This window comes from Stenotrophomonas sp. ZAC14D1_NAIMI4_1 (assembly GCF_003086775.1).
Lineage (GTDB): Bacteria > Pseudomonadota > Gammaproteobacteria > Xanthomonadales > Xanthomonadaceae > Stenotrophomonas.
In genome coordinates this window covers 2,280,075-2,296,334 of record NZ_CP026001.1, presented here as the reverse complement: position 1 = coordinate 2,296,334, position 16,260 = coordinate 2,280,075, and the positions used below count along the sequence as shown (strand labels likewise).

Annotated in this window: 18 protein-coding genes; all 18 read left to right on the top strand. The window is 68.0% G+C overall.

The window, feature by feature from the left end:
* Positions 1-117 precede the first annotated feature (117 nt).
* The 18 genes from C1927_RS10645 to flhB all read left to right on the top strand — a co-directional run bounded on the left by C1927_RS10645 (position 118) and on the right by flhB (position 16,248).
* On the top strand, positions 118-663 hold the full coding sequence (locus C1927_RS10645) for an SUKH-4 family immunity protein (protein ID WP_108746652.1): 546 nt from the start codon (positions 118-120) through the stop codon (positions 661-663).
* 164 nt (positions 664-827) lie between these two features.
* Complete coding sequence (locus C1927_RS10640; protein ID WP_108746651.1) at positions 828-1,271, top strand: hypothetical protein; 444 nt, start codon at positions 828-830, stop codon at positions 1,269-1,271.
* 433 nt (positions 1,272-1,704) lie between these two features.
* Positions 1,705-2,073 carry a flagellar hook-basal body complex protein FliE gene (gene fliE / locus C1927_RS10635; protein ID WP_108746650.1) on the top strand — a complete coding sequence of 123 codons (369 nt, stop codon included), beginning with the start codon at positions 1,705-1,707 and terminating at the stop codon, positions 2,071-2,073.
* A gap of 13 nt (positions 2,074-2,086) precedes the next feature.
* Positions 2,087-3,733: a flagellar basal-body MS-ring/collar protein FliF gene (fliF, locus tag C1927_RS10630; RefSeq protein WP_108746649.1), complete on the top strand. Its 1,647-nt coding sequence runs from the start codon at positions 2,087-2,089 to the stop codon at positions 3,731-3,733.
* A gap of 7 nt (positions 3,734-3,740) precedes the next feature.
* Positions 3,741-4,727, top strand: coding sequence for a flagellar motor switch protein FliG (gene fliG, locus C1927_RS10625; RefSeq protein ID WP_079225218.1), 987 nt, complete (start codon positions 3,741-3,743; stop codon positions 4,725-4,727).
* Positions 4,728-4,756: 29 nt separating this feature from the next.
* Complete coding sequence (locus tag C1927_RS10620) at positions 4,757-5,365, top strand: FliH/SctL family protein (RefSeq protein ID WP_174208724.1); 609 nt, start codon at positions 4,757-4,759, stop codon at positions 5,363-5,365.
* Complete coding sequence (locus C1927_RS10615; RefSeq protein ID WP_079221820.1) at positions 5,362-6,738, top strand: FliI/YscN family ATPase; 1,377 nt, start codon at positions 5,362-5,364, stop codon at positions 6,736-6,738. Before C1927_RS10620 ends, C1927_RS10615 begins: the two co-directional genes overlap by 4 nt.
* Before the next feature lie 12 nt (positions 6,739-6,750).
* Positions 6,751-7,218, top strand: a complete 468-nt coding sequence (gene fliJ, locus C1927_RS10610; RefSeq protein ID WP_108746647.1) for a flagellar export protein FliJ — start codon at positions 6,751-6,753, stop codon at positions 7,216-7,218.
* On the top strand, positions 7,218-8,369 hold the full coding sequence (locus C1927_RS10605; protein WP_108746646.1) for a flagellar hook-length control protein FliK: 1,152 nt from the start codon (positions 7,218-7,220) through the stop codon (positions 8,367-8,369). Before fliJ ends, C1927_RS10605 begins: the two co-directional genes overlap by 1 nt.
* A gap of 114 nt (positions 8,370-8,483) precedes the next feature.
* A complete protein-coding gene (locus tag C1927_RS10600) occupies positions 8,484-8,999 on the top strand; it encodes a flagellar basal body-associated FliL family protein (protein ID WP_108746645.1) in 516 nt (171 codons plus the stop codon).
* 12 nt (positions 9,000-9,011) lie between these two features.
* Positions 9,012-10,016, top strand: coding sequence for a flagellar motor switch protein FliM (gene fliM / locus C1927_RS10595; RefSeq protein WP_079221816.1), 1,005 nt, complete (start codon positions 9,012-9,014; stop codon positions 10,014-10,016).
* The gene (gene fliN / locus C1927_RS10590; RefSeq protein WP_079221815.1) at positions 10,013-10,348 is read left to right on the top strand and encodes a flagellar motor switch protein FliN; all 336 of its coding nucleotides are present in this window, start codon (positions 10,013-10,015) and stop codon (positions 10,346-10,348) included. Before fliM ends, fliN begins: the two co-directional genes overlap by 4 nt.
* Positions 10,345-10,752, top strand: a complete 408-nt coding sequence (gene fliO, locus C1927_RS10585; protein WP_079221814.1) for a flagellar biosynthetic protein FliO — start codon at positions 10,345-10,347, stop codon at positions 10,750-10,752. Before fliN ends, fliO begins: the two co-directional genes overlap by 4 nt.
* Position 10,753: 1 nt before the next feature.
* Positions 10,754-11,530: a flagellar type III secretion system pore protein FliP gene (gene fliP, locus C1927_RS10580; RefSeq protein ID WP_079221813.1), complete on the top strand. Its 777-nt coding sequence runs from the start codon at positions 10,754-10,756 to the stop codon at positions 11,528-11,530.
* Positions 11,531-11,594: 64 nt separating this feature from the next.
* Complete coding sequence (locus C1927_RS10575) at positions 11,595-11,864, top strand: flagellar biosynthetic protein FliQ (protein WP_005413254.1); 270 nt, start codon at positions 11,595-11,597, stop codon at positions 11,862-11,864.
* 13 nt (positions 11,865-11,877) lie between these two features.
* Complete coding sequence (gene fliR, locus C1927_RS10570; RefSeq protein WP_079221812.1) at positions 11,878-12,669, top strand: flagellar biosynthetic protein FliR; 792 nt, start codon at positions 11,878-11,880, stop codon at positions 12,667-12,669.
* Between the two features lie 164 nt (positions 12,670-12,833).
* Positions 12,834-14,969, top strand: a complete 2,136-nt coding sequence (locus C1927_RS10565; protein ID WP_108746644.1) for a bifunctional diguanylate cyclase/phosphodiesterase — start codon at positions 12,834-12,836, stop codon at positions 14,967-14,969.
* Between the two features lie 148 nt (positions 14,970-15,117).
* Positions 15,118-16,248: a flagellar biosynthesis protein FlhB gene (gene flhB, locus C1927_RS10560; protein WP_079221810.1), complete on the top strand. Its 1,131-nt coding sequence runs from the start codon at positions 15,118-15,120 to the stop codon at positions 16,246-16,248.
* Positions 16,249-16,260 lie beyond the last annotated feature (12 nt).

Below are 16,260 nucleotides of genomic sequence, written 5' to 3'. Positions count from 1 at the left end.
CCCGCGCGATCCCAGTCAGTAGATCCACGCCATGCGTGGATAGGGGATTCAGCGACACGCCCTCGTTTGCAACTTCTCCTAAAGGCACCGGTGAAATATCCCGGTAGCTTGGCCCGGATGAAGAAAACCAGACCGCCAACGCTTGACCTCACGCCAATCAGTCAGGACGAGATCGACCACTCCCCTCTCCTGCTTGAAGCGCAGCGGCTATCGGACCGTCTTGCGCCGTATGCCAACAACAACACGATGTTCGATCCGCGCCTGCTGCGACACGAGACTGATGATCGCACCCTGGCGATCTTCGGACGCGTGTTGGGCGGACTGTTCTTCGCGGACCTGAAAGATGGTTCAGTAGGACTGCTTCCAATCAGCTCCGAAGCAGCGCCCCAATACTGCAATTCAGATCTGCGTAGCTTCGCAGCATTCCACAGCGCGTTCATGGCAGCAATCCGACCTCTGCTGAACTCCAGTGGTGGCTTGGCGGAATCCACGCTCACGGAACTAGAGGCCACGTTCCGGATCTGCGATGCGGCTTCAATGGCGGACGAGAGCAGCTTCTGGCCCACGTGCCTTTACGAGCTGTCAGAAGGGTTCTTTCCTCTTTCATCCGAGAAGGTGGAACTACACCGGTCGCTCGGAATCGATCTCGGCTATCCCTGGTAGCAATCGACTTAAACCCGCTCTGCGGCCCCGGCCCCGGTCCCGGGTTGGGTCGGAGCCCTTTCCTCTGTAAAGGGGTCCGGCCTGCATTGCGTTTACAAGTTTTCCTAAAGACAACCGACCCCGAACTGCGGTGCATTGCAGGGACACCCAAAGGAGGTCCCACCATGCGACGCTGCACCCTGCTCGCCGCCCTGCTCTGCCCGGCCCTGGCTGCCGCTGCCGACTGCAGCCTGCCCACCACGCTGGACCAGCGCCAGTTCACCAACCTCAGCGACCCGCTGTATGCGCCCGACAACCCCAACGCAGGGCGCATGGTGCAGGTCAGCTTTGCCGGCAACCAGTACGTGCTGGACATCCTCGGCACCGGCCTGCGCATCGGCGGCAGCTACCGCTACCAGCGACTGGCCCCGCACATCGCTGAGATCCGGATGACTGAAGACCACCCGGCCGGCCCCGCCCACTACACCCTGCTGCTGACCTGCCTGAGCGACCAGCAGGGCCGATTCATCTACACCCAGCACGACGGCCCCATCGCACCGCGCCAGCGCCAGAATTCCGGCCGCTGGACCCTGCAGCCCCAGGCCGGAAAACCGACGCCGGTTAAATGACGCCTCCATGGGGGTCAGAGCCTGTGCCGACCAACGGTCGGCACCCACCAACGGCAGCAGGCCGACCAACGGTCGGCACCCACCCTCATCAGAAGCACCACCATCAGCAGCAGGTCCCAACAGGTCGCGGAAATCTGTCGAAGGCGGGGTGGGTCCGGTTGAGGGGGCGTGAGCCGCATGGATGCGGCGACCGAGCTTACAGGGACGTACTTGCAGCGTCCCCCCCAACCGCCCCCCCCCCCCCCGCCAACCCACGGATAGCCAGCTCTTGCCGTTGTTCTTCCGTTGCCGACCAACGGTCGGCACCCACCAACAACAGCGCAGCCCTGCCAACACCCCCACCCTCACCTCACTGAATCGAAAACCGGTTTCGGCACGCCGCTTGCAACTGCTCCAGCGAACACCCCCATCCCTGTTTCTGGAACCGTTGCAGATGTCCCACTCCGTCACTTCGATCCTCTCCCAGATCCGCTCCTATCAGACCCAGATGGGACAGCCGGCGGCGCTCAATCCGCTGGCCGAAGCGCCGCGTAGCAATGCCCTGCCGGGCACGGTGCTGGATGCACCGCAGGTCCAGCCCGCCAGCTTCACCGAGACCCTGCGCGGCGCCATCGCCGGCGTCAACGACGCCCAGCAGAAGTCCGGCGCCCTGGCCAAGGCCTTCGAACTGGGCGAACCCGGCGCCGACCTGGCCAAGGTGATGGTCGCCTCGCAGCAGTCCCAGATCGCCTTCCGCGCCACCGTGGAAGTCCGCAACCGTCTCGTCCAGGCTTACCAGGACGTGATGAACATGCCGCTGTAAGGAACATTGACGCATGGCACTGACGCTCTCCAAGGAAACCCTGAACGCCGAAAAGGCCGGGCAGTGGTTCGACCGCCTGCAGAGTCTGCAGATCACCCGCCGCCTGGGCCTGATGGCGATGATCGCGGTGGCGGTGGCGGCAGGCCTGTTCGTGTTCTTCTGGTCGCAGAAGCCCGGCATGGTCCCGCTGTACACCGGCCTGGACCAGAAGGCGACCGCAGAAGCGACCGACCTGCTGCGCGCGGCACAGATTCCGTTCGAGCTGGACCCGGCCACCGGTGGCATCACCGTGCCGGAAAAGAACCTGCACGATGCCCGCCTGAAGCTGGCCGGCTCCGGACTGACCGACAGCGGCAAGCTCGGCTTCGAGCTGATGGAACGTGATCCCGGCTTCGGCGTCAGCCAGTTCGTCGAAAGCGCGCGCTACCAGCACGCGCTGGAAACCGAGCTGTCGCGCACCATCAACACGCTGCGCCCGGTGCGCGATTCGCGCGTGCACCTGGCCATTCCCAAGCCCAGCGCCTTCACCCGCCAGCGTGACGTGGCCAGTGCCTCGGTCACCCTGGAACTGCGCGGTGGCCAGCAGCTGGAGCGCAGCCAGGTCGACGCCATCGTCCACATGGTGGCCGCCAGCATTCCCGACCTGGCCCCGGAACGGGTGACCATCGTCGACCAGAGCGGGCGCATGCTCAGCGTCAGCGACCCCAACAGCGAAGCGGCTGTCAACGCCGCCCAGTTCGAGCAGGTGCGCCGCCAGGAAACCTCGTTCAACCAGCGCATCCGCGAGCTGCTGGAACCGATGACCGGCCCCGGCCGCGTCAACCCGGAAGTGAGCGTGGACATGGATTTCTCGGTGACCGAGGAAGCCCGCGAACTCTACAACGGTGAACCGCAGAAGCTGCGCAGCGAGCAGATGAGCGAGAACACCACCAGCACCCCGGGCCCGCAGGGCGTGCCGGGCGCGACCAGCAACAGCCCGCCGGGCCAGCAGGCCGCACCGCCCACCGCGCAGGCACCGACCGAAAGCAGCAAGAACGCCACCCGCAACTACGAGCTGGACCGCACCCTGCAGCACACCCGCCAGCCGGCCGGCCGCATCAAGCGCGTCTCGGTGGCGGTGCTGGTGGACAACGTGCCGCGCGCCGGTGCCAACGGCAAGGTCACCCCGCAGCCGCTGGCCGCTGCCGAGCTGACCCGCGTCGAAGCGCTGGTGAAGCAGGCGGTGGGCTTCAACGCCGAACGTGGCGACACCGTGTCGGTGATGAACGCGCCGTTCGTGCGCGACACCACCCCGGTTGAAGGCCCGGCCTGGTGGGAACTGCCGTGGGTGTTCGATGCCGGCCGCATGCTGCTGGGCGCGGTGGTGGTGCTGGCCCTGCTGTTTGGCGTGCTGCGCCCTGCCCTGCGCGGCATCACCGGGCAGAACAAGAAGGACGAGAACACCGAGCTGGAGCCGCACACCGCGGACGTACAGCTGGTGGATGACGATGGCGCTCCGTTGCCCGCGCTGGGCGCTGACCGCGTCAGCCTGGCCGGGGCGGACCCACTGGCCCTGCCGGTGGATTCATATGAGGAACGACTGCGGATGGCCCGTGAAGCCGTGAAGACCGACTCCAAGCGCGTGGCCCAGGTGGTCAAGGGCTGGGTGGCCAATGACTGACGTACAACTGACGGGCGTGCAGCGCGCTGCCGTGCTGCTGCTGTCACTGGGTGAACTGGACGCGGCCGAAGTGCTGCGCCACATGGAACCCAAGGAAGTGCAGAAGATCGGCATCGCCATGGCGACCATGACCGACATCACCCGCGACCAGGTGGGCCGGGTGATGGACCAGTTCAACCAGGAACTGGGCTCGAAGACCTCGCTGGGCGTGGGCTCGGACGACTACATCCGCAACATGCTGATCCAGGCGCTGGGCAGCGAGAAGGCCAGCGGCCTGATCGACCGCATCCTGCTGGGCCGCAACACCACCGGCCTGGACGCGCTGAAGTGGATGGACCCGCGTGCGGTGGCCGACCTGGTGCGCAACGAGCACCCGCAGATCATCGCCATCGTGATGGCTCACCTGGAAACCGACCAGGCCGCCGATGCGCTGAAGCTGCTGCCCGACCGCACCCGCGTCGACGTGCTGCTGCGCATCGCCACCCTGGACGGCATTCCGCCGAACGCGCTGAACGAACTCAACGAGATCATGGAGCGCCAGTTCGCCGGCAACCAGAACCTGAAGTCGTCCAACATCGGCGGCGTGCAGTGCGCGGCCAACATCCTCAACTTCATGGAAAGCGGCCAGGACCAGGCGATCCTGGGCGAGATCGCGCGCATCGATGCGCCGCTCAGTGGCCGCATCCAGGACCTGATGTTCGTGTTCGACGATCTGGTGGACCTGGACGACCGCGAGATGCAGCTGGTGCTGCGCGAAGTCAGCGGCGAGCGCCTGGGCCTGGCCCTGCGCGGCGCCGACATCAAGGTGCGCGACAAGATCACCCGCAACATGTCCCAGCGTGCGGCCGAAATCCTGCTGGAAGACATGGAAGCCCGTGGCCCGGTGCGCCTGTCCGACGTGGAAGGCGCGCAGCGCGAGATCCTGGCCATCGTCAAGCGCATGGCCGATGAGGGCACCGTCACCATCGGTGGCAGCGCGGAGGCCATGCTGTGAGCAACGTCGTGCGCTGGCTTGCCCCCGACCTGCTGGCCCAGCCGCAACCGCAGCTGGAGCAGGAGGACATCTTCGAGCTCACCGAGCCGGACCCTGAGCACGAGCCGGAACCGGTCCTGCAGCTGCCGACGCTGGAGGAAATCCAGGCGATCCAGGACAGCGCCGAGAAGGAAGGTTTCCAGCACGGCCACGCCGAGGGCTACGGCCAGGGCCAGGCCGAAGTGCGCCGCCTGGTCGCGCAGATGGAAGGCATCCTCGACAACTTCAGCCGGCCGCTGGTGCGGCTGGAAAACGAAGTGGTCGGCGCCCTGGGCGAACTGGCGGTGCGCATCGCCGGTGCGCTGGTCGGTCGCGCCTACGAGGCGGACCCGGCGCTGCTGGTGCAGCTGGTGGGCGAAGCGGTGGACGCAGTAGGCGGCAGCACGCGTGAAGTGGAAGTGCGCCTGCACCCGGACGACATCGCCGCGCTTGCGCCGCTGATGAGCCTGACGCCCACCCAGCGCCTGGTGCCCGATACCAGCCTGAGCCGTGGCGACCTGCGCGTGCACGCCGAAGCAGTGCGCATCGACGGCACGCTGGAAGCACGCCTGCGCGGCGCGCTGGACGCGGTGATCCGCCAGACCGGAGCCACCCCATGACCCCCGAGACGAACCTGCCCCCGCCGCCGGCCGACTGGGCCGTGGCCCGCAACCTGCGCCTGGCCCGCCGCCTGGATGGCCTGCGCGTGGACACCGCGCATGGCCGCGGCCTGATCCGCGAGGGCGTGCTGCGCCGCGCGGTGGGCCTGACCCTGGAAGCCGTGGGCTGCGAGGCACCGCTGGGTGCCAGCTGCAAGGTGGAAGTGGTCGACGGTGGCTGGGTCGATGCCGAAGTGGTCGGTTTTGCCGGCGAGCGCACCTACCTGATGCCCAGCGCCGAACTGCACGGCCTGCTGCCCAACGCACGCGTGGTGCCCTCGGCGCGCCGTGGCGGTGTGGAAGTGGGCGAAGGCCTGCTGGGCCGCGTGATCGACAGCGACGGCGTGCCGCTGGACGGCAAGGGCCCGATCCGCGCCGAGGGCCACGTCGGCATGGCCGGCGTTTCGATCAACCCGCTCGCGCGCGAACCGATCACCCAGCCGCTGGACGTGGGCGTGCGCGCCATCAATGCCCTGCTGCCGATCGGTCGCGGGCAGCGCGTGGGCCTGTTCGCAGGTTCCGGCGTCGGCAAATCGACGCTGCTGGGCATGATGACCCGCTACACCGCTGCCGACGTCATCGTGGTCGGCCTGATTGGTGAACGTGGCCGCGAAGTCCGCGATTTCGTCGAAACCACGCTGGGCGAGGAAGGCCTGCGCCGCGCCGTGGTGGTGGCCAGCCCGGCCGACCGGCCGCCGCTGGCACGCCTGCACGGCGCCTACCGTGCCACGGCCATCGCCGAGTGGTTCCGCGACCAGGGCTTGAACGTGCTGCTGCTGATGGATTCGCTGACCCGTTTCGCCCAGGCCCAGCGCGAGATCGGCCTGTCGGTGGGTGAGCCGCCGACCACCCGCGGCTACCCGCCCTCGGTGTTCGCCAAGCTGCCGGCGCTGGTGGAACGCGCCGGTAATGGTGCCAAGGGCCGTGGCTCGATCACCGCCTTCTACACCGTGCTGACCGAAGGCGATGACCCGCAGGATCCGATCGCCGACGCGGCGCGCGCCATCCTCGACGGCCACATCCTGCTGTCGCGGCGGGTGGCCGACAGCGGCCTGTACCCGGCCATCGACGTCGAATCGTCGGTCAGCCGCGTGGTCACGGAAATCGCCGACGAACCGTGGCGCCTGCGCATCCGCAAGCTGAAGCGCCTGGTCTCGGCCTACTCGTCCAACCGCGACCTGATCGCAATCGGTGCCTACCAGCGCGGCAACGACGCCGCCACCGACGAAGCCCTGGAACGCTGGCCGGAAATCATGGAGTTCCTCGGCCAGGACGTGGCCAAGGCCGCCGATCTTCCGCACAGCCAGGCGGCGCTGCAGCGCCTGGTGGATTAAGAGAGCCGAACCATGAAACAGTCCAAGCGCATCGATCCCCTGCTGAAGCGGGCCCAGGAACACGAAGACGCCGTGGCCCGCGACCTGGCCGAGCGCCAGCGCGTGCTCGACACCCACCTGTCGCGCCTGGACGAGCTTCGCCGTTATGCGGAGGAGTACGCGAACGCGCAGATGGCCGCGACCAGTCCCGCGCAGCTGCTGAACCGGCGCGCGTTCCTCGACCGCCTCGACAGCGCCGTGGAGCAGCAGCAGGCCACGGTGAACGGCAACCGCGAAAAGGTGGAAGCCGAACGCGCACGCCTGATCCTCGCCAGTCGTGACAAGGCCGTACTGGAACAGCTGGCCGCCAGCTACCGTGCCCAGGAAAAGGTGGTGACCGACCGCCGCGACCAGCGCGAGATGGATGACATCGGCGCCCGTCGTGCGCGCCTGGCGCAGACGGCGGAACCGGACGGCGGCGACCAGGGAGGCCGCACGTGATGCCCTCCGCACTGTCCAGCAGCACCGGCACCGGCAGCACCCCCAGCACCGGCTCCAGCAGCGCGCGCAGCACCGGCAGCGGCAAGGAATTCGGGCAGATGCTGCAGGGCTCGCCCGAAACCGCCGCGAAGGCACCGCCGGCCAGCAAGGCCCAGCCAGGCAAAGCGGGCGCGCCGTCCCATGGCGCGCCTGCCAACCCGGATGGCAGCGCAGACAAGCCGTCCAGCGCCGCAACCGACAGTGACACCACGCCGACTGAAGCGGCGACGGCCGCCTCGCCCCCCACGTCACCCGCTGCGGACGACAAGGACACGGCGAGCGAGGGCGACGATGCGCCGTGGCCGCCGCTCGGCCTGGCCGGCCTGGTGCTGGCGGTACCGGTGCCCACCGACGGGGTTGCCTCTACGCCCGCGGCCAGCGCCACTGGCGTTGATGCCGGCCTGCCCGCAGCCGCCCCGACACTCCCGGCGGCCGCACCGTTGGCGGCCGGCGCGCCCGCGTCCCCGGCAGCGACCGCTGCAATGGCGGACAGCGACGGCGAGATCACGACCCAGCAACTGCCGGACATGATCCTGGGCCAGCAGGCGCTGGACGCTGCTGACGACGCCGACAGCCTGCTGATCGGCGATCGCACGCCGCCCGCCCCGCTGCAGGCCCCGCTGCCTGCCGCCCTGCAGGATCTGAAAGCAGCGCTGGCCAGCACCGCAGCGTTCAATGGCGAACCGACGCCGACCCCGACCCTGGGCGACGACGGCTTCGACCAGGCCATCGGCGCGCGCCTCGGCTGGCTGGCGGACCAGAAAATCGGCCACGCCCATATCCGCCTGAACCCGGAGGACCTGGGCCCGGTGGACGTCCGCCTGCAGATGAACGGCGACAAGGTCCACGCCAGTTTCAGCAGCCCGCACGTGGACGTGCGCCAGGCCCTGGAAAGCAGCCTGCCACGCCTGCGCGAACTGCTGGGCGAACAGGGCTTCCAGCTCGCCCATGCCGACGTCGGCCACCAGAACAGTGGCGACGGCAGTCCGTCGTCGTCGCCGGGCGGCGGCACGGGCCTGGGCGGTGGCGACGGAGAACCGTCGCGGGGCGAGGCCACGATGTCGGCTGCACAGCTGATCCGCCAGCGCGGCCTGCTGGACGCCTACGCCTGACGGCAGCGCCGGGCCTGGCCCGGCGTGCCGACGGAATTCCGTCGCCCGCTGCCCGTCGCGTTGCGGCACGCTCCTTGCATATCCCGGTGAAGCAACCCTCAGGAGCTTCACCTCGTGGCCGCAGCCGCTGACAAAACCAAGAAGACCGCCGACAAGGACAAGACCGCCAAGCCGCGTAGTCCGCTGTTGATCACCGCCCTGGTGGCCGTGCTGGCCGCAGGTGCCGCCGGCGGCAGCGTCTGGTTCTTCACCCAGTCCAAGCACGAAGACAAGACCGCCGAAGCCCCGAAGAAGGGCGCGACCCCGGCCCCGGCCCAGTACTTCGCGCTGGATCCGGCCTTCGTGGTCAACCTCAACGGCTCGATGGACGGCCCGCGCTACCTGCAGGTGGAAGTGCAGCTGATGACCCGCGATCCGGCCGCGCTGGAAGCGATCAAGACGCACGCCCCGGCCATCCGCGCACGCCTGCTGATGCTGTTCTCGCAGGTCACCTCCGACCAGATCGCCGATATCGCCGGCAAGCAGAAGCTGCAGGCCAATGCGCTGGCCGAAGTGCAGAAGGTGCTCAAGGCCGAGACCGGCAACAACGGTGCCGACGATCTGCTGTTCACCAGCTTCGTGACCCAGTAAGGGCTGCCCCCGATGAATGACCTGCTGTCCCAGGATGAGATCGATGCCCTGCTCCATGGCGTGGACAGTGGCGCGGTCGAAACCGAGCCGGAGGCGCCCAGTGGCGAAGCCCGTTCGTACGATTTCGCCAGCCAGGACCGCATCATCCGCGGTCGCATGCCGACCCTGGAAATGGTCCACGAGCGCTTCGCGCGCCTGTGGCGGATCGGCCTGTTCAACCTGATCCGCCGCTCGGCAGAACTCTCGGTGCGCGGCATCGAGCTGATCAAGTTCAACGACTACATGCACTCGCTGTATGTGCCGACCAACCTGAACCTGATCCGCTTCAAGCCGCTGCGTGGCACCGGCCTGATCGTGTTCGAGCCGACCCTGGTGTTCGCCATCGTCGACAACTTCTTCGGTGGTGACGGGCGCTACCCCACCCGCATCGAAGGCCGCGAATTCACCGCCACCGAAATGCGGGTGATCCAGCTGCTGCTGAAGCAGACCTTCGCCGACCTGCGCGAGGCGTGGGCGCCGGTGATGGAGGTGGATTTCGAATACATCAATTCGGAAATCAACCCGCACTTCGCCAACATCGTGACGCCGCGCGAGTACGTGGTGGTGTGCCGCCTGCACGTCGAACTCGATGGCGGTGGCGGCGACATCCACGTCACCCTGCCGTACTCGATGCTCGAGCCGATCCGCGAACTGCTCGACGCCGGCATCCAGAGCGACCGCAACGACCGCGACGCCAGCTGGGGCGTGATGCTGCGCGAGCAGCTCAACATCGCCGAAGTGACCCTGTCCAGCGTGCTGGCCAGCAAGCGCATGACCCTGCGCGACCTGACCCGGCTGAAGGTGGGCGACATCCTGCCGATCGAGCTGAACCCGCAGGTGCCGCTGTGCGTGGAGAACATCCCCGTGTTCACCGGCGAATTCGGCATCGCCAACGGCATGAACGCCGTGAAGATCACCGCTACCCATCCGCCGGGCACCCGCCCGCGCGTACCCGTCATCCAGGAAGACCCGCAATGAACGATATCGACGCCCTCGAACCGACCCCGGCCCAGTTCAGCAGCCTGCAGGCCGACGAGTCGATCGGTCCGGACCTGAACCTTGACGTGATCCTCGACGTGCCGGTGACCCTGTCGCTGGAAGTCGGCCGCGCCCGCCTGCCGATCCGCAACCTGCTGCAGCTCAACCAGGGCTCGGTGGTGGAACTGGAACGCGGTGCCGGTGAGTCGCTGGATGTGTTCGTCAACGGCACCCTGATCGCCCATGGCGAAGTGGTGGTGATCAACGACCGCTTCGGCGTGCGCCTGACCGACGTGGTCAGCCCGAGCGAGCGGATCCGGAGACTGCGTTGAGCCTGCTGCTCGCCACTGCCCAGGCCGCTGCGAAGACCACCCCGCAGATCGGCCAGCATGCCGCCGGCGCACCGAGCCTGTTCGGCGCGGTGCTGGCGCTGCTGGCCGTGCTGGCGCTGGTGGTCGGCCTCGGCTGGCTGCTCAAGCGCATGCCGGGCAGCGGCTTCCGCCCACCGGAAGGCATGAAGCTGGTGGCCACCCTGACCGTGGGCGCCAAGGAACGCGTGGTGGTGGTGGAGGTGAATGGCCAGCAGCTGCTGCTGGGCGTCACCGCCGGCAGCATCAACGCCCTGCACACCCTTTCCGAGCCGCTGCCGCCACCGACCCCGGTGCGCGTGCCGGACCTGAAGAACCTGCCGAATTTCGCCCAGCTGCTGCAACAGCGGCTGCGCAAGGATCCCTGACATGCGTGTCGCCCGTACCCGCCCTGCCACCGCGCTGTCGTGGCTGCTGTTGATCGCCCTGTGCCTGCTGCCCGCGCTGGCGTTCGCAGCGCCCGGCGCGCCGGTTGCACTGCCCGACGTCAACGTCGGCAAGATCGGCGGTGCGCCGGTCAGCCTGCCGTTGCAGACCCTGCTGCTGATGACGGCGATCACCCTGATCCCGTCGATGCTGCTGGTGCTGACCTCGTTCACCCGCATCATCATCGTGCTGGGCCTGCTGCGGCAGGCGCTGGGTACGGGGCAGACGCCGTCCAACCAGGTGCTGATGGGCCTGGCCCTGTTCCTGACCGCGATGATCATGATGCCCACCTGGGACAAGGCGTGGAGCACGGGCATGGCGCCCTACCTCAACGGCGAGATCGACTTCCAGACCGCCTGGACCATGACCACCCAGCCGCTGCGCGGCTTCATGCTGGCGCAGATCCGCGAGACCGACCTGATGACCTTCGCCGGCATCGCCGGGCACGGCACCTACGCCAGCCCCGACGCGATCCCGTTCCCGGTGCTGGTTGCCTCGTTCGTCACCAGTGAACTGAAGACCGCTTTCGAGATCGGCTTCCTGATCTTCATCCCGTTCGTGATCATCGATCTGGTCGTGGCCAGCGTGCTGATGTCGATGGGCATGATGATGCTGTCGCCGATGCTGGTCTCGGCCCCGTTCAAGATCCTGCTGTTCGTACTGGTCGATGGCTGGGTGCTGACCGTGGGAACGCTGGCGGCCAGCTTCAATCCGGCGTGAATCAATCCCGCGTGAATCGAACACGCGCCGCCGGGCACGGCCCGGCGCTACCGATGGAACAACGATGTCTCCCGAACTTGCCCTGACCGAACTGCGTGGCGGCCTGATCACCGTGTTGTGGGTGGCCGGCCCGCTGCTGCTCACCGTGCTGGTGGTGGGCGTGGTGGTGGGCGTGGTCCAGGCCGCGACCCAGTTGAACGAACCGACCATCGCCTTCGTCGCCAAGGCCGCCGCGCTGACGGCGGTGCTGTTCGCGCTGGGCAGCCTGCTGATCGGCCACCTGGTCGAATTCACCACGCTGCTGTTCCAGCGCATTCCACACCTGATCGGCTAGGGCCTGCGCGCTGATGGATGCCGCCACCCAGATGGCTGCCGACGGCCTGCAGGCCTTCGGCATGATCGCCACGGTGCTGTGGACGATGCTGCGCATCGGTGCCGTGGCCATGGCCATGCCCATGATCGGCACCCGCGCGGTGCCGGGACGCGTGCGCGTGATCCTGGCCGGCACCCTGTCCATCGCCCTGGCGCCGCTGCTGCCTCCGGTACCGGACTGGACCGGCTTCGACGCCGCCACGGTGCTGACCATCGCCCGCGAGCTGGCCATCGGCGTGTCCATCGGCTTCATGCTGCGATTGATCTTCGAGGCCGGTGCGCTGGCCGGCGAACTGGTCGCACAGGGCACCGGCCTGGCCTTCGCACAGATGAGCGACCCCCTGCGCGGCGGCACCTCGGGCGTCATCGGCCAGTGGTTCTACCTGCTGTTCGGCTTGCTGTTCTTCACCGCCAATGGCCATCTTGCGCTGATTTCGCTGGTAGTGGACAGCTATCGCGCGCTGCCCATCGGCGCGCCCCTGCCCGATCCGAACGCCTTCTTCACCATCGCCCCGACCCTGTTGCTGACCGCGCTGCGCGGTGCCCTCACCCTGGCCATCCCGCTGACGGTGGCGATGCTGGCGGTGAACCTGGCGTTTGGCGTGCTGGCCCGTGCCGCGCCCGCGATGAATCCGATCCAGCTGGGCCTGCCGGTGTCGCTGCTGCTGGGCCTGTTCCTGCTGGCCCTGCTGGTGGGTGAGATGGGTCCGCCGGTGCAGCGCCTGTTCGATGCAGCCTTCGAAGCGGCGGGCGCCGTCACACAATGACGCCATCATCACGCTTTACCGCTTGCCCTGCCCCCCGGGCAGCACGGTAGAGTGAATAGGCGGCGACCGGGGGGCGCCGCATCCGGCAGTCCGTGCGGACTGCCTGCCTCATCCATGCCCCAACGTAGTTTTTCCGTCGACAGGAAGGTCCGGGAGAAAGACGAATGCTGGTAGGCACGTACAACCCGTGGCTGGTAGCGGTGTCGCTGCTGGTCGCCGTGATGGCGTCATACACCGCGCTGGCCATGGCCGGCCGCACGGTCACCGCGCCCGGCAAAGGCGCTACCTGGTGGTGGCGGCTGGGGGGTGGTTTCGCCATGGGCCTGGGCATCTGGTCCATGCATTTCATCGGCATGCTCGCCTTCGACCTGCCCATTCCGCTGGGCTACGACCTGCCGATCACCCTGCTTTCTCTGGGCATGTCCATCGCCGCCTCGGTGTTCGCGCTGTGGCTGGTGTCGCTGCGCACGCTGCCCCATCCGCGCCTGGCCGGTGGCGCGATACTGATGGGCATCGGCATCGCCGGCATGCATTACGTCGGTATGGCCGCCCTGCGCATGAACCCGGGCATCGACTACGACCCGGCCTGGCTGGCACTGTCGCTGCTGGTCGCCGTGGCTGCCTCGTGGGTGGCGCTGTACGTGGCCTTCCGCCTGCGCGCGCAGCACACCCGCAGCGTCGACCGGCTGGCGGCCGCCGGCCTGCTCGGCCTGGCCATCGTCGGCATGCACTACACCGGCATGGCCGCCGCCCGCTTCCCCGAAGGCAGCGTCTGCGGCGCGGCGGTGGGCGATGGCCTGCAGAACACCTGGCTGGCGATGCTGGTGGTGGTGCTCACCGTGGCCATCCTCGCCGTGGTGCTGGTGGTGTCCTGGATGGACCAGCGGGTGGAGGCACAACTGCTGCGCCTGCGCAATTCGATGCTGAGCACCTCGCTGACCGATGCCCAGCAGGAACTGACCCAGGCCGCACTGCATGATCCGCTCACCCGCCTGCCGAACCGGCTGCTGCTGCAGCGGGGCATCGTGCAGGCGCTGGCCGAGGCCGAACAGGGCGGCAGCCGGTTCGCGGTGATGTTCATGGACCTCGATGGCTTCAAGCAGGTCAACGATGCCTATGGCCACCAGGCCGGCGATGCGCTGCTGGTGGCCGTGGCCGAACGCACCCGCCAGCTGCTGCGGCCCAACGACCTGCTGGCCCGGCTGGGCGGCGATGAATTCGTGCTGGTGGTCCGCATCGAGCACGACGAGGACCTGCCCACCCTGGCCCGGCGCATCCTGCAGGCGGTGGGCAGCGCCCCGCTCCTGCCCGACAGCGAGCTGCAGGTGACCGCCAGCATCGGCGTGGCGATCTGCCCCGACCATGCCGCCAGCGAGCGGCAGCTGATGGCCTTTGCCGATGCGGCGATGTACCAGGCCAAGGAATCGGGCCGCAACGCCTTCGTGATGTTCGCCGACTGGATGAACGACAGCGCCGAGCAGCAGTTCCGCCTGCTGGCCGACCTGCGCCGGGCGATCAGCAGCGACCAGCTGTTCCTGCACTACCAGCCGAAGATCCAGGTGGCCACGCAGAGGGTGGCCGGCGCCGAGGCGTTGATCCGCTGGCGCCATCCCGAACACGGCCTCATCCCGCCGGACCGCTTCATCCGCCTGGCCGAGCGCAGCGGCGCCATCAACGAGATCGGCCGCTGGGCGCTGGACCAGGCCTGCGCGCAGCTGCGCCGCTGGCACGACGCCGGCCACGACGGCTGGTCGATGTCGGTCAACCTGTCGCCGGTGCAGTTCGGCTCGCCGCACCTGCTGCAGGACGTGACCGAAGTACTCGAGCGCCATCGCATCACGCCGCGCCAGCTGGTGCTGGAGATCACCGAAAGCGCGGTGATGCGCGATACCGATACCAGCCTGCGCCTGCTGCAGGCGCTGTCGGCACTGGGCGTGGGCATCTCCATCGATGATTTCGGCACCGGTTATTCAAGCCTGCTGTACCTCAAGCGGCTGCCGGCCACCGAGATCAAGATCGACCACGCCTTCGTGCGCGACCTGGAACACAGCGCCGAGGACGTGGTGATCGTGTCGGCCATCGTGGCGCTGGGCCACGCACTGGACATGGACATCGTGGCCGAGGGTGTGGAAACCGCGGCCCAGCGTGCCTACCTGGAGCGGCTGGGCTGCGACTACCTGCAGGGCTTCCTGCTGGGCCGGCCGGTGGATGCGGCGCGCTTCATGCAGCTGCACGATCTGCCGCGGCCACGGGTGGAGCTGGCGCAGAGCCCGCCGCCCAACGGCAATGCGCCCTTGTAGAGCCGAGCCTGCGCTCGGCTGGGTCAGGCCACACGCGAAGGGCAGCCGAGCATGGGCTCGGCTCTACAGGGACCCGCTGCACCTCCGGTAGCGCCATCACGGAACACTTCTTGCACGCACCCCGGCAACCCCAGCCGCAGTGCCCGTGATGTCCGAGAACGAAGACGCAGGCGAAAAAACCGAACAGCCAACAGAAAAGCGCCTGCGTGAAGCCCGCGAACAGGGCAACATCCCGCGCTCGAAGGAGCTGGCGACCGTGGCCGTGTTCGGTGCCGGCATCATCGCCATCATGGCCAGCGCCGCCTCGCTGGGGGCCGGCGGCCGTGCCTGGATGCGTGCCGCGCTCAGCCCCGAACCGGCCCTGTGGCAGAACCCGCAGCTGCTGTTCGGGCACTTCGGCATGCTGTTCCTGCGCCTGATGATGGCCTGCTGGCCGCTGCTGCTGGTCTGCCTGCTGGCCAGCTTCCTGGCGCCGGTGGCGATGGGCGGCCTGCGCTGGTCGAACAAGTCGCTTGTCCCCGACGCGAACCGGCTCAACCCGCTGTCCGGGCTGAAGCGCATGTGGGGTGCCGAAGCCCTGGCCGAACTCACCAAGTCACTGCTGCGCATGGGTTTCGTCGGCGCCTCGGCCATGCTGGTCTTCGCCGCCAGCTTCGACAGCCTGCGCGGCCTGCTGAACCAGCCGCTGGAATCGGCCATCGGCCACGGCCTGGGCTTCACCCTGAAGCTGCTGCTGGCCGCGGCCGGGGCCATGCTGGTGCTGGCCGCCATCGATGCCCCGTACCAGCGCTGGAACTGGATGCGCAAGCTGAAGATGACCCGTGAAGAGCTGCGCCGGGAAATGAAGGAAAGCGAAGGCAGCCCCGAGGTGAAGGGCCGCATCCGCCACATGCAGCAGCAGCTGGCCAACCGCCGGATGATGGAAGCGGTGCCTACCGCCGACGTGGTGGTGGTCAACCCCACCCACTACGCGGTGGCCCTGAAATACGAGGGCGGCAGCATGGGCGCCCCCACCGTGGTCGCCCTGGGCGTGGATGAAACCGCCCTGCGCATCCGTGAAGTGGCCGACGGCAACAAGGTCGCCATTGTCTCTGCCCCGCCTTTGGCACGCGCCTTGTATCGGGAGGGGCAACTCGGAAAGGAAATTCCCGTGAGACTGTATTCCGCCGTCGCCCAGGTGCTGTCCTACGTCTACCAGCTGCGCAGCTGGCGGACCGGCCCGATGCCGTCCGCCCCGCATGTGGATGTGGATGAATTCGGCAAGGGAGGCCGCCCGTGAGCGCACAGGCAT